The following is a 13197-nucleotide window of genomic DNA, read 5'->3' on the forward strand; positions in this document are numbered from 1 at the left end:
TTATTGAACGTTTTCCATTCTATGGAAAAAGAAATTTTAGAACAAAAAAAACAAATTTCTAAAGAAATATCATTCGTGATAATATCTTGTATTGCAAATTTATTTCCTAACTTATATGAAAAATATGGAGAAAAAGATTCTGAAATAATTTTCCAAAAAATATACCCATTTATAAATAAAAATTCTTATGTAAATTTAAGCTGTTCTAAACAATTTTTCTTTAAAATAGAAGAATTGGTACCAGAATCTTTCAAAGAAACAATAAACCTTAACATTGACGAGGCAATGAAAAATGGGGAATTCAGTATTGTTTGGGATACGGGATCATTATCTCGGAATTCCAGTAAATATATAGAAAAAATAATTTCTGAGATATTATGTTTTAATAAGGAGCGAAAGGAAGAAAATGCTAGAGAAAGATAAAGACGATTTCGATCTCGAGAAAGAAGATTTTTTATCTTCCGATAGTTTTGAGGTTAAATTCCCTAATGATTTAGAAGCGATTTACGACGTTCCGGTTGCCGTTAGTGTAGTCTTGGGTAGAGCTGCAATGCCTATAAATAAGCTACTCAGGCTAGGACGTGGGGCTGTTGTTGAGTTGGATCGCAAAATTGGCGATCCCATAGATATACTGGTTAATAATCGTTTGATAGCAAGAGGAGAGGTTGTCATGGTCGATGAAACGCGCCTGGGAGTTACAATGACTGAAATCGTAAAGTCTGAAAAATAGTATTTATATTATTGTATTGTTGGGAGACTAAGAAGAGAAATGAATGGTATTTATAATAGTTTTTCTTCTGCCATGGAAGGAATGCTGAAGTCATTTAATTTTTCTTCGAATGGTTCATCGATCAAGAGGTTTTCCCCTGGATCTGATGTGGGGCTTGCGCTCTTAGTGGCGGCATTGCTTTCAATACTTGTCTTGCCACTTCCTACATTCATTCTGGATATCGGACTATCTCTCTCCGTTACGTTATCTATATTAATTTTGATGGTAGCCTTGTTTCTGAATAGGCCTTTAGATTTTACATCTTTTCCAACTTTATTATTGCTAACAACATTGCTGCGCCTTTCTTTGGAAGTCGCAACAACGCGTTTAATATTGAGTCACGGTTATCTGGGGGCTTATGCTGCAGGTCATGTTGTTGCAGCGTTCGGTGGCTTTCTTATGGGGGGCGATGTAGTTATCGGGGCTATATTATTTTCCATACTTTTAGTTGTTAATTTTATGGTTATTACTAAAGGATCTGGAAGAATTGCTGAAGTTGCGGCTAGGTTTTCTTTGGATTCAATGCCCGGCAAACAAATGGCTATTGACGCAGAATTATCTTCTGGGACAATTAACGATGTTATTGCTAGAAAAAAACGAAAAGAACTTGAAGAAGAAAGTGGATTTTATGGTGCAATGGATGGAGCAGCAAAGTTCGTACGTGGAGATGCGATCGCTAGCTTAATAATAACAGCAATTAATATCATTGGCGGGTTAACAATAGGTATTGTTCGTCATGGGATGTCGATCTCAGATGCGGCGACAGCGTTTACAACACTAACGATAGGTGATGGGCTTGTCTCTCAGATACCAGCCCTTTTAGTCTCTACAGCTTCGGGTATTGTTGTTACAAAAGGAGGAACTGAAGGAGGGGCAGATGTTGCGTTAGTGAGGCAACTGGGAGGAAATCCTAAGCCACTTGCTTTAGCGGCCGGTTGTTCTTTGGTTTTAGGTATGATGCCCGGACTGCCAACTTTCCCGTTTTTTTTTCTAGCTGTTTTATCTGCTGCGGCAGCTTGTTTCAGGCATTATGCACCAATTTCTAATAAAGATGATGAAGGTGATTCAATCGCGGTCCCTGAAAATAATATTCCCACTGATGCGCCGATTTCGGATAGTCTTAAGGTTGACTTGTTGAGACTAGAATTAGGATTTAACTTGTTGGCCGTAGCAAATGGAGATGCTGCTCGTCTGACTGAAAAAATTAAAGTGCTACGCAGAACAATTGCTAGTGATATGGGGTTTGTACTGCCGCCGGTTCGTATTCAAGATAACTTAATTTTGCCGCCTGATTGTTATTCAATTTGTATCAAAGAAATTGAAGTGGGACGAGGGGAAGTTAGGCTTAACAAGCTTCTGGCCATGAATCCTCAGGGGGGGGAGCCTAATATTGAGGGCGAAAAAACTAGAGAACCTGCCTTTGGTCTCCCAGCATTATGGATAGATCAGAATTTGCGTGAAAATGCCATAGTACGTGGATATACCGTTGTAGATCCGGCTAGTGTTATTATTACTCATTTAACTGAGTTAGTTAAAGAAAATATGGCCGAGCTTTTGTCATACGCAGAAACACAGAAATTATTGGATGGTATGCCTAGAGACCAGCAGAAGTTGGTTGTAGATTTGATTCCGTCGCAGGTTTCTGTAGGAATTTTACAAAGAATACTACAGTCCCTTCTTGATGAGAAAGTTTCTATCAGAGATTTAACAGGGATTTTGGAGGCGGTCCAGGAGGGATATAGTTTAGGTTTCAAAACGGTTACCTCATTGGTTGCACATGTTCGCATTAGACTGGCTCGTCAAATTAGTTCTTCGATGATTAATGCTCAGGGGTGTATCCCAATTTTGACTCTTAGTCCCGAATGGGAGCTTTCTGCTTATGAAAGTTTGTCTAATTCGACTGAAGAAAAGCAAATTAATTTTTCTCCTTCTCAAATGCAAAAATTTGTTTCAGCTTTAAAGTATTCTATAGAATCTTCTTCTAGGGAAGGAGTTATTCCAGTTATATTGACTTCTCGTAATCTTCGTCTTCCGCTAAGAAGAATAGTAGAGCGCGTTCAACCTTCTATAAGTGTGTTATCTCAAGACGAGATTTTTCCAAGAATTAAAATAATCAATATTGGATTGATATCGTAATATTTTTTACTCTATTAAATTCGAGATTTTACTGATTGGAATTGGAGGATAATGGTGGTAGGAAGTGCAATAGTTGCGAAAAAGTCTGTTGAGAGCTTGTTGTAGCTGGACGCAACGCGGTGCCAAGTCCTTGATGTGTCTGAACATGATCTCTATACGGTCGAGCCGTTTTTAGTCGCGCTTGTCTTATTTGACGGCTCTGTTATGGGATTTTCGGTCCGGAATGCAGACTTGATCTCGCCCTCCTTTTTCCTTGCAAGGGTCCCTGAACCAGTCGACGTTATAGCTTATAGCTTATAGCTTATAGCTTATAGCTTATAGCTTATAGCTTATAGCTTATAGCTTATAGCTTATAGCCATTGGGCGTGCAGCGAATCATTCAGCCGAACAGTGGCTTCGATATAATCACTAATCTGGCCTGAGGTCATGAATAAGATCAAAGGACGGCCTTTTGCATCGGTAATGGTGTGAAAGTTGCTGTTCATGCTGTCTTTTGTGTTCCCAATCAGGCGGCCTCACCCTTCTCTTTACCCACAGGCTTGAAATCGTGCAGTGCGCTTTCAGATTGGTTGCGTCAATCATCATCGGTCTTTGACTGATTCAAAACCTGGGACGGCAGTCAGACGACCTCCTATCATCCGCAGAAGGATATTTGTATCATCTACCGCTTCTAGCGATTGTTAGGCGTCTTAGGTTGAACGTATCTCCGGCGAACATCACACACCAGAGTGGCCGTTCGGATTAACAAAGATGATCCCGCGTAACACTTACTAATCATCAACGTGCGGTCTGTCGCGACGCTTGAGGGAAAGGGCCGTAGATGGCCCTTCTGGTTCTCCCCTAGCCATTACAGGCCGTTTGTCTTCAGTCTTTTCACCGAGCCTAAATCAGTTTTCTAAAATCAATGCGGCCTTAGCCTGAGCGTTGAATGTTTTTCTCAAGGAAGTGTGCGGTCATCATATCTCTTCCTCTGCTAGAAAGCGGGAATCTGTTAAACTGCTTATTAATACGAAAGTGTTTTTTTGCGGCATTTGGATTGATATGACGTCAATTATGAAAATTCATTTTGTTGCGTCTCCTAGTGATTCTGCCCAGCTAGCTTTAGAGCGCCTTTCACAGAAGTATGGGAATGCCCCGCTTCAGAACGCAGATTTTGTCGTTTGTCTGGGGGGGGATGGATTTATGCTTGAAGCGCTTCACAAGGTTCTGGACAGCCGCACTGCCATTTACGGTATGAACTACGGCACGGTTGGTTTTTTGATGAATGCCGCTAATGAGGTGGATCTTTTGCGTCGTTTAGCAAATGCCCAGCCCTCGGTTCTTCATCCATTGCATATGACGGCGACGACTTCCACGGGGATCGTCAGGAGCGCATTGGCGTTCAATGACGTTTTTCTTTTCAGGCAAACGAGACAAACATCGCGTATAAAAATTGAAATTGACGGTCGGGTGCGTCTTGAAGAACTGATTTGCGATGGAATTATTGTTTCCACTCCGGCGGGGTCTACAGCTTATAATCTTTCAGCTCATGGACCTATTGTTCCTTTGAGCTCCAATATTCTTCCTTTAACGCCAATCTCCGCTTTTCGTCCTCGTCGCTGGAGAGGGGCACTTTTGCCCTCCAGTGCTGTGGTGAAGCTGACGCTTCTGGATACGGAGAAGAGAGCGACAGCAGCCGTGGCGGATTTTACGGAAATTCGTGATGTGGCAGAAGTTGTGGTTCGTGAAGACCGCACCCGCAGAGCCACGATCCTGTTCGATCCGGATCATGGCCTTTCGGAGCGGATTATCGCCGAACAGTTCGTGGCATAAGCTTATACGACGGGAGTGAGGAGTGTTCCGTCGGTGAAATAGGCAATTACATTATTCACAACCAGATTGCCCATGGCTGTTCTGGTTTCGATTGTTGCCGATGCCTGATGAGCTTGCAGAACGGTATTCGTGAGCGCAAAAAAAGCCGGGTTTATGTCAGGTTCATTCTGAAAAACGTCCAATCCTGCGCCAGCAATGCGCTTTTCTTTCAAGGCCTCCAGAAGGACGTTTTCGTCCACGACTGTACCTCGGGCAATATTGATCAGGAAACCGTCTTTTCCCAGCGCCGTCAGGATATCGTTATTGATCATGTTTGCGGAGCGTGCTCCTCCGGACACTGCGAGTATCAGGACATCGCACCATTCTGCCAAGCTTTTCAGGTCAGGCTCGAAGCGGTAGGGCGTGTCAGGCTTTGCATGAGAGTTGAAATAGGCAACCTCCATGTCAAAGGCTGAGATACGCTTGGCAATGGCCTGTCCTATGTGACCGAACCCTGCAATCCCGACCCGTTTTTTTGTCAGGCTGCGGCTTAGCGGGAGGGGAGAATGAGGCCAGCTTCCCGCCCGGACGAAGCGGTCATTATTCACGACATCCCGCATTACGGTCATCATCAGGACGACGGCCATATCGGCCACATCTTCTGTCAGGGTATTCTGGGTCGTCGCAACGCGGATATTCCGGCGTTTTGCTTCCTGCAGGTCAATGCGATCGGTGCCTACGCCATTCACCGAAATGACCTCCAGATTGGGCAGCGCGTTCATGATTTCGGCTGGAACTCCGGAGGCGCCTCCAGTCGTGATGCCGCGGATGCGCGGAGCGAAGCGCTGTAGATCTTCGGGTGTGGTGTAGGGATGGAGTTCAAAAGATTGCTCCAGCCGCTCTCTCATAAATGGAAGAATGGGATCAATCGTCAGAATGCCGGGCTTGGATGACATGAAGTTCTCCATTACTGATTTATGGGGGCGTCACTCTTTGGTGCGTCGTCCGAGAGTTGCGTTTGCGAGCGCGGCACAGGCAGCCTCAACGTCTTCCCATGTTCTGACGAAGCCTTCGTCAGGTCCATAATAGGGATCAATAACGTCCTGTCCCATGCGGGTCGGAATATGATCCAGCATGAGCGAAAGGTGCGATTTTGAAGCGCGGGGCTGCATTTTCTTAAGGGCTGTCAGATGGGAGCGATCCAGAGCGATGATATGATCAAAGCGGCTGAAATCATCTACCGTGACAAGGCGTGAGCGGAGTGTTGAAGCGTCCAGACCTTGTCGGGACGCGATGACGCATGCGCGCGGATCCGGTGCTTCGCCCAGATTCCACCGTCCGGTGGCGGCAGAATCAATATCCAGTTCCAGCCCTCGTTCGCGCGCTTCCCGGCGCATGGCCAGTTCGGCCAGAGGAGATCGACAGATATTGCCTGTGCAGACAAAAAGGAAACTACTCATGCGCCTGTTAGCCAAATGAAAAATGCCATGGTGAAGATGGAGGATAACGTTCCGAAGAACAGAACGGATGCAATTTCACGTTCCAGAACATGATATCGCATGGCGAGGATAACATTGATGGATGCGCTGGGAATGGCCATCGTCAGGACACTCTCCTGAAGCGCAGGTAAGGGCAGATGCCATGCGCGGGCCAAGGCATAGATGATACCGGGAATGACAACGTTCCGGACACTGACAATGACACCGACAAGAGGACTGAACTTCACTTGGCGGGTAAAAAGAACCACACCTGAGGCAAAGAGCGCCGCACCGCCTGTCGCCCGTCCAAGAAGCTGGAGAGAGCCTTTGAGGAACTGCGGCAGGAACGCACCTGCGCTGACCAGAACAAGCGCCATCATGGGCACCCAGACCACAGGTTCGCGGCAGGAATGGATTAGATGTCCAAACAATTCGCGGACGTCACTACGCGACTGGTTGTTATTTCCGACGCGGTGATTTGTGCCACGATCATGCCCCATCAGGATCAATGTGATCGGGAGCTGCACCAGATTCATCGCCAAAGATGCGATCGAAATCGGCACGGAACTCGCGGGCCCAAAAATCTGGCCCAGAACAGGAATACCAATGAAGGGAACGGACGGACCGGTGATGGTCATCGCGATCAGTGCTGCTTCTCCAAGGCGGCGTTTGAGCAGGCCGCGCAGGATGGCAAAGATCAACCCATAGCCACCAATCATGGCCAGCAGGATGAGCGCCGCGACTGGCCCTGCAGCCAGAACCTGACCGCGCGGCGTACTCAGGATGGAAACCAGCAACTCCAGAGGGAGCGCATACAGCATGACCAGACGTGTGAGAACACCTGCCTGCTGGGCGTCAAAATCTTTTCTGTATGCCGCGAAATAGCCAAAGCCCAATGTCACGAGAATCGGGAGAATGGACTGAACGATCGTCAGCAGCAGGGCAGGCGAATTCGTCATAAATGACCCATAAAAACAGAAATCCGGTCAGGAAAAGATCACCTTTCGTAACGGTCACCCTCACATTCGTCTATCCCCACAGCAGATGACAGTTGACCAAAGCCACGGAGAATGGCTTTGTGGAGTGATCTTGTCCTCTTTCTATCGGTGCCAGCTTACGTGATGCAATCCATACTCGATACGTTGTGGGGTCTGATCCTGGGCCTGCTGGGCGTTGTGGTGGCCGGCGTGGCGATCATCGAGGTCATGGCCCGTTCCGTGCTGAGCAGCCTAGGAATACAGGGACAGATCCAGACTGTTCTGCTGTTTCTGCTGCTGGGTGGGCTGATTCTCGGGGCGTTCAGAGTTTTCGGAAAACTGTTTGCCGTTCTGCTGGTCGCTGCGTTTTCCGTCTATTTCGTACATGTCGTCTTCGGCGTTCTGAGCGATGCGCTCATCCCGGTTCAGACATCGAGCGCGACGACCGATATCTGAACGCCGCCAATTGCGGACCAGTCAGTCCGCTGGCGTCTGGATGATGCGGATCAGCGTCTCCACGATTTCGGGATCGGCGAGGGTGGACAGATCGCCAAATCCTTCAGTCTCGCCACAGGCAATCTTGCGCAGCAGACGGCGAACGCTTTTTCCGGAACGGGTCTTGGGCAGATCCGGCACGACATGGATGCGCTCGGGCGCCGCATAGCGACCCACTTTCGAAGTAATCGCTTTTGCAGCCCGGACATGAAGATCGTCGGGAGCGTTGTCGCGCGGGACGACGTAAACGACAATTCCCTGTCCTTTGAGATCATGCGGGATCCCGATTGCTGCACTCTCCGCGATGGTCACTTCAGTCGCCAGTGCATCTTCGATTTCAGCAGAGCCGATCCGGTGTCCCGAGACATTGATGACGTCATCCACCCGCCCGGTAATCCAGTAATATCCATCTTCATCACGACGCGCGCCGTCACCCGTGAAATAATATCCGGCATAGGGCTGAAGATAGGTGCGCTCGAAAAGACCGTCATCGTTCCAGATGGAGAGCGCGCGGCCGGGCCACGATCCCTTGAGGCAAAGTACGCCTTCTGTGGCTCCTTCGCGAGGGACGCCCTGTTCGTTCAGAAGAACCGGATGCACGCCGGGGAGGGGGAGCGTTGCTGAGGCAGGCTTTTCACGAACGGCCCCCGGTACGGGAGAAATCATGATGCCGCCGCTTTCCGTCTGCCACCAGGTGTCAACGAAAGCGCAGCGCCCGCCCCCGACATGATCGTTGAACCAGGACCAGGCTTCCTGACTTATGGGCTCCCCCACAGTTCCCAGAACGCGCAGAGAAGACAGGTCATAACGCTGCACGACCTCATCGCCTTCCCGCATGAGCGCACGAATGGCGGTTGGAGACGTGTAGAAGGTCGTCACCTTGTGATCCTGGATCACATTCCACCAGCGCCCCGGCCCCGGATAGGACGGCATTCCCTCGAATAGCAGAACCGTACCGCCGTTCAGAAGAGGGCCATAAACTCCGTAAGTGTGCCCCGTGATCCAGCCAATATCGGCCGTGCACCAGAAGATGTCTCCGTCCTGATGATCAAACACCAGTTCATGGGTGTAGGACGCCCAGACCAGATATCCACCCGTTCCATGAACGATACCTTTGGGTTTGCCGGTACTGCCCGACGTGTAAAGCAGGAAAAGCGGAGCCGAGGCGGGCATGCTCTGAGGCGCGCAATCTGAGGCGGCCTTGTCCAGAAGGGGTGCAAGCCATCTGTCGCGCTCAGGCTTCATACCTATCTCGTCGTCCGTCACGCCCACGACCAGAACAGTGTTGACGGCAAGGGTGTCCGGCCGGAGGTCAAGCGCCGCATCCAGTGTGGCCTTGAACGGAATTCTTTTAGGGCCCCGCCGCCCAACATTGGCCGTGATCACCAGAACCGCCCCGCTGTCAGCCAGTCTGTCCGCGATCGCCTCTGGAGAAAACCCGCCGAAAAGAACCACATGGATCGCGCCGATCCGTGCACAGGCGAGCATGGCGATCAGGCCTTCGGGAACGGAAGGCAGGTGAATGGCAACCCGATCCCCCGCCTGAATGCCCTGCTGCCGCAGGACGTTCGCTATCCGGCAGACATGTTCATGAAGGGTTTTATACGTAAAGGTCAGGACGCGCCCGGCGTCCTCAGCCTGCCAGATCAGGGCTTTCTGATCGCCGCGGGTTTCGAGGTGGCGGTCCAGGCAATTGACGCTTGCATTGAGCGTTCCACCGGGAAACCAGCCCTGCTGTTCGCTCTGGGCGTGCGTCGGCACGGTGTTCCAAGACAGTCTTTCGCTTTCGCGCATCCAGTAAAGCTCAGGCCCGGCAGTCGCCCGTTCCACCAGAGCGTTATAATCCGTCGGTGTCAGGCGGAATGAATGAGAGTGAGGAGAGGAGGGCATAAACCTGAAACCTTACGCACAAAAAGCAGACGCCACAGAGCAGACTGCTGTTATATATTTGGCTTGCAGGTTCTGAAACAGAGAGAATTTCTGTCTTCTTGCAGAAAAGCTCCGCAAGGGATTGGTGGTGTCCGCGAGAGGATTCGAACCTCCGGCCCCAGGATTCTTACCACTTCGGTTTTCACCGCCATGCTGCGAAGCATGTTCGTGGTCTGGACTGTCTCTTCACCACAACTGCGAAAAACACAGTCAAGGTGTTGCCCGTACAGTCTCTACACCTTCGTTCCAGCGCACCGGAACGCTTGGCTCGGGATTGGCACGATCAAGACGATCAGAGCGTTCCCCGAATTTGAGCAAATCCACCATGCGGTTTCCCCTCATGGCGCCCAATTCAAACCTTAGGAATCCTGTGCTCTATCCTGCTGAGCTACGCGGACAAACCATCTCGCTGATATCGCGGTTATGCTGTCTCTGCAACCATGCCTGTATCATATTCTAAGGAGAGAGAAATCACGGATGCTCTGCATCAGGAGAAGCCGGAGAATCCGAACTGTCACATCCGCGATGCGCAGGTAAGGAGAAAGTGGCAGGGTTTGTTTAGGCTATTTAAACCTTTTGCGGGTATTCTTGGAGGCGGTGCTTCTGCTACGGCACTTGCAGTGCACTTCTTTCCTGCCAAGGGGGAGGAGGGCTGTTTTTCGGGTAGCACCAAATCCTGAGTAGGATAGAGCGTATTCGCCTCTGGCATCCTACATATATATCTCTTGAGTGGGGGTTTTGCGGGTTTGACAGAGTTGAGAATGGCCATGATCTGCGTTGCTTGCGACGATATATTGAAGCGGTTTGATGGTTCTGTGCTTTCGGCAATGGGGCGCTGACCGTGGGGATAATGAAGATGATGGACAGTTCAGCCCGTCATGTCCGCGAAGCTGACCCAACCCTCCTGCGTCTGAAACTGATCGGGCAGATGGAGGCGAAAACTCTTACGGGAGGGAGTGTTCTTCCTGTGGGGGGCAAGACGCGGGCGCTCTTGGCCATTCTTGCTCTTGCTGACCGAAAACCTGTCCTGCGATCCCGGCTGGCGGAACTTCTGTGGAGCCAGCGCCCTGAAGACATGGCCCGTGCTTCTCTCCGGCAGGAAATACATCGTCTTCTCGACGCGTTAAGTCCGCTGGGTGTGGAGGTCATCGACGTTCAGAGGCATTCTCTTGCCCTCAAGCCTGCGTTGACGTCTGTGGACGCTGAAAGGCTTCTAACAGCCAGTCTTCGAACGATCGACAGTGTAGCCCTGCCAAGCGAACCTCTGCTCGGCGAACTGGTAGGTGTGGATCCCGCGCTTGATGAGTGGATCGGCCAGCAAAGGGAGCGCCTTACGACTCATCTTCGGCAGCTTTATGAAAGTGCTGTCCGAGAATTGACGGATCCGGATCAGGTTGAAGAAATAGCCGAACGCCTTCTGAGGTTCGATAGCCTCAACGAAGTTGCCTGGCGCGCGAGAGTACAGACGGCTCTTCATCGTGGGGATCAGGCACGGGCAGCGGCACTTGCCGAGCAGATGATCTGTATTTTTGGAAGTGTCGAGGGGCATAATTTTGCTCCCGCAACACAGACGCTGCTCAATGGTATCGGGGCTGAAAACTCCAGTAGTGAACACCTGAAGATATCGTCCCAGCCGACGCTGCTCCCGTCCGGTTCGGATGCGCTTTTTTCTGTTGCCATGCAGCGGTCAGACCCGATGCTGACATTGCCGCCGCATTACGCTTCCTCCCATTTCCCCGAAGCAGAATTGCGTAAGATCTCGCTGGTTTTTCTGGCTCCCTCCTGTGCCGATGAGAGCCTTGTGCGGCATGGACAGACTTTTCGGGACCAACTGGAACTCATGTTTGTAAGCATGGGAACCTTCGATATTATTTCCCCTCCCGATACTCCTCCTTCTGATTCCATCAATGCCGCGATGGCGTACCAGGCGCTCGGTGCAGACTATATCATCTCCGGCAATCTGCGGGCCGGGGCAGATGGTGCTGACAGCCGCCTCATTCTTCGTGTGCTAGATGTGCGACGGGGTGGTGTCATCATCTGGGGAACGCATTATGACTTTCCGTCATCTGCGCCCGAAAAGGCCCAAAACAGCATCATGGCCCCCGCGCAGGCCATGCAGTGGAGTATTTTCGTTGCGGAAGCCCGACGTATTGCGGGGCGCCCGGACAACGAACTGTCTCCATTAGGAATGGCCCTAAGAGCTTTCACACTGCTTTTAAGGCACGATTTTTCGCTCTTCGACAGGATCGATTCTCTCCTGGAGCGTGCTGTAGATTGTGAAAAGGATGATGGGACGATCGCTCTTATTGACGCGATGTATTGCTATATCCGTTTTCAGAACGAATGGGGTCCGGAAGCTGATTCCATCTTTGCTCGTGGGCTGCGAAGTGTGCGTGCAGCTATTTTGCTGATGCCTGATTTACATGCGGTCGAAGTCCTGTTGGCCGCATATCTCATGTATGATCCTGCCAAGCACGGTATGGCTGTATCGATTGTTCAGGATGCAATCGGGAGCATTGTTCGCAATGACAGCAATCACCAGGACTCTCCAGATGCTCTGATGGCTGGCGTCGTTATGAATCTTTTGCGGGGAGAAACAAAATCCGCCACCCGTAGCGTGAAGATTCTTTTGGAAAACGGATGCCGTTCTCAGTTCCTTGAACTTTTGCGCCCTGTTTTCATGATGATCCTGTTATTGGGCGAAGAGTATCAGGACGTCATCTCCATGGGGCGACTGATGTCTGGCCTGTATCCATCCTATCCGAGCGCTCTGGTGTACTACCTTGTTGCGTTGCTTCAGGTAGGGGGGGCAGCGGAAGAGGTCCATCAGGTCTGTCGTCATCTTCTGCGTCTGGTGCCTGACCTGACGATTTCCAGAGTTGTCAGCCGCTTTGCATTTGCAAAACCTGCACAGCAGGCGAGGCTGACTGAGGTGCTGGGGCAGACAGGTATGGCCGCAGAATAGCAACATCTTCCTTCAGGCGCTTGGCCTTGCGACGTCGGCGCGATATGAACACTCAAGAAGTTGCCGGCTACAGGCCTCGCCAGTCTGTATCCTTGCTTGTGACCGGCCCTGGCGCGGCCCGCAGGACCACCCATGATGTCTCGCATCCAGTTGACCGTTCTTCGATCCTTCCCCCGACCAGCGGCCCGCTTCGCCCTTGGATGTCTGGCTCTTACCGCGCTTTCCGCATGCGGTGGTGGACGTGATCCCAGTACCCTGACTGCTCCGCGCAACCATCTTCTGGGCGTGGACCGTGGCGCTGAAGGCGGTGCCGACGAGCTTCGTGGCGGGGTCAATGCCTATCTGTGGCGCGGCGCGATTGATACGCTGTCGTTCATGCCGCTGGCGTCCGCCGATGCCGTGGGTGGCGTCATTCTGACGGACTGGTACCAGCCTTCCGCCACTCAGAATGAGCGCTTCAAAATTGCGGCTTATGTTCTGGACCGCCGCCTGCGTTCGGATGCTCTGCGGGTTTCCGTCTTCCGGCAGGTTCTTCAGGATGGGCAGTGGGAAGATACCCCTGTTTCTGCAACGACAACCTCCGATATTACCACCCGTATTCTGACGCGTGCGCGTCAGCTGCGCGCTGAAAATGGCGAGCGGGACAACTGAGCCAGA

At 50.8% G+C, this 13197-nt stretch carries 11 protein-coding genes; 7 read left to right on the forward strand and 4 right to left on the reverse strand.

Translation table 11 applies throughout. From position 1 onward, the window contains the following. From JK213_RS08570 to JK213_RS08585, 4 genes are all read left to right on the forward strand, one after another. Window positions 1–423, forward strand: a 423-nt coding sequence (locus JK213_RS08570) for a hypothetical protein (RefSeq protein ID WP_211571359.1), incomplete at its 5' end; no start/stop codon positions are given. Beyond that, window positions 407–730 carry a flagellar motor switch protein FliN gene (gene fliN, locus JK213_RS08575; protein ID WP_194262279.1) on the forward strand — a complete coding sequence of 108 codons (324 nt, stop codon included), beginning with the start codon at window positions 407–409 and terminating at the stop codon, window positions 728–730. The genes JK213_RS08570 and fliN, both read left to right, overlap by 17 nt. A gap of 81 nt (window positions 731–811) precedes the next feature. Further along, window positions 812–2905, forward strand: a complete 2094-nt coding sequence (gene flhA / locus JK213_RS08580; RefSeq protein ID WP_228125484.1) for a flagellar biosynthesis protein FlhA — start codon at window positions 812–814, stop codon at window positions 2903–2905. Between the two features lie 1053 nt (window positions 2906–3958). Further along, on the forward strand, window positions 3959–4717 hold the full coding sequence (locus JK213_RS08585; protein WP_194262406.1) for an NAD kinase: 759 nt from the start codon (window positions 3959–3961) through the stop codon (window positions 4715–4717). Between the two features lie 2 nt (window positions 4718–4719). On the opposite strand, the gene JK213_RS08590 is transcribed toward JK213_RS08585, so the two are convergent. The 3 genes from JK213_RS08590 to JK213_RS08600 are packed head-to-tail and all read right to left on the reverse strand — an operon-like array spanning window position 4720 to window position 7133. Then, window positions 4720–5652 carry a 2-hydroxyacid dehydrogenase gene (locus tag JK213_RS08590; RefSeq protein WP_194262281.1) on the reverse strand — a complete coding sequence of 311 codons (933 nt, stop codon included), beginning with the start codon at window positions 5650–5652 and terminating at the stop codon, window positions 4720–4722. A 30-nt stretch (window positions 5653–5682) separates the two neighbouring features. Then, window positions 5683–6156: a low molecular weight protein-tyrosine-phosphatase gene (locus JK213_RS08595; protein WP_194262282.1), complete on the reverse strand. Its 474-nt coding sequence runs from the start codon at window positions 6154–6156 to the stop codon at window positions 5683–5685. Continuing rightward, on the reverse strand, window positions 6153–7133 hold the full coding sequence (locus JK213_RS08600; RefSeq protein WP_194262283.1) for an AEC family transporter: 981 nt from the start codon (window positions 7131–7133) through the stop codon (window positions 6153–6155). Before JK213_RS08600 ends, JK213_RS08595 begins: the two co-directional genes overlap by 4 nt. Window positions 7134–7295: 162 nt before the next feature. On the opposite strand from JK213_RS08600, the gene JK213_RS08605 reads away from it, so the two are divergent. Beyond that, window positions 7296–7607 (forward strand): hypothetical protein, encoded by a 312-nt coding sequence (locus tag JK213_RS08605; RefSeq protein ID WP_194262407.1) that lies wholly within the window; start codon window positions 7296–7298, stop codon window positions 7605–7607. Window positions 7608–7628: 21 nt separating this feature from the next. On the opposite strand, the gene acs is transcribed toward JK213_RS08605, so the two are convergent. Further along, entirely contained in the window at window positions 7629–9536 is a 1908-nt protein-coding gene (acs, locus tag JK213_RS08610; RefSeq protein WP_194262284.1) for an acetate--CoA ligase, read from the reverse strand. 895 nt (window positions 9537–10431) lie between these two features. On the opposite strand from acs, the gene JK213_RS08615 reads away from it, so the two are divergent. Beyond that, on the forward strand, window positions 10432–12540 hold the full coding sequence (locus JK213_RS08615) for a hypothetical protein (RefSeq protein ID WP_228125465.1): 2109 nt from the start codon (window positions 10432–10434) through the stop codon (window positions 12538–12540). Window positions 12541–12672: 132 nt separating this feature from the next. Further along, window positions 12673–13191 (forward strand): DUF3576 domain-containing protein, encoded by a 519-nt coding sequence (locus JK213_RS08620; protein WP_228125466.1) that lies wholly within the window; start codon window positions 12673–12675, stop codon window positions 13189–13191. The last annotated feature ends 6 nt before the right edge of the window (window positions 13192–13197 follow it).

It is taken from the genome of Gluconobacter sp. Dm-44, assembly GCF_018256175.1.
Lineage (GTDB): Bacteria > Pseudomonadota > Alphaproteobacteria > Acetobacterales > Acetobacteraceae > Gluconobacter > Gluconobacter cadivus.

Bases quoted from the DNA above. Each gene is read 5' to 3' on its own strand.
- JK213_RS08615 (WP_228125465.1), top strand. From the start codon at position 10,432: ATGATGGACAGTTCAGCCCGTCATGTCCGCGAAGCTGACCCAACCCTC.
- fliN (WP_194262279.1), top strand. From the start codon at position 407: ATGCTAGAGAAAGATAAAGACGATTTCGATCTCGAGAAAGAAGATTTT.
- JK213_RS08600 (WP_194262283.1), bottom strand. From the start codon at position 7,133: ATGACGAATTCGCCTGCCCTGCTGCTGACGATCGTTCAGTCCATTCTC.
- JK213_RS08620 (WP_228125466.1), top strand. From the start codon at position 12,673: ATGATGTCTCGCATCCAGTTGACCGTTCTTCGATCCTTCCCCCGACCA.
- flhA (WP_228125484.1), top strand. From the start codon at position 812: ATGCTGAAGTCATTTAATTTTTCTTCGAATGGTTCATCGATCAAGAGG.
- JK213_RS08590 (WP_194262281.1), bottom strand. From the start codon at position 5,652: ATGTCATCCAAGCCCGGCATTCTGACGATTGATCCCATTCTTCCATTT.
- acs (WP_194262284.1), bottom strand. From the start codon at position 9,536: ATGCCCTCCTCTCCTCACTCTCATTCATTCCGCCTGACACCGACGGAT.
- JK213_RS08595 (WP_194262282.1), bottom strand. From the start codon at position 6,156: ATGAGTAGTTTCCTTTTTGTCTGCACAGGCAATATCTGTCGATCTCCT.
- JK213_RS08605 (WP_194262407.1), top strand. From the start codon at position 7,296: ATGCAATCCATACTCGATACGTTGTGGGGTCTGATCCTGGGCCTGCTG.
- JK213_RS08585 (WP_194262406.1), top strand. From the start codon at position 3,959: ATGAAAATTCATTTTGTTGCGTCTCCTAGTGATTCTGCCCAGCTAGCT.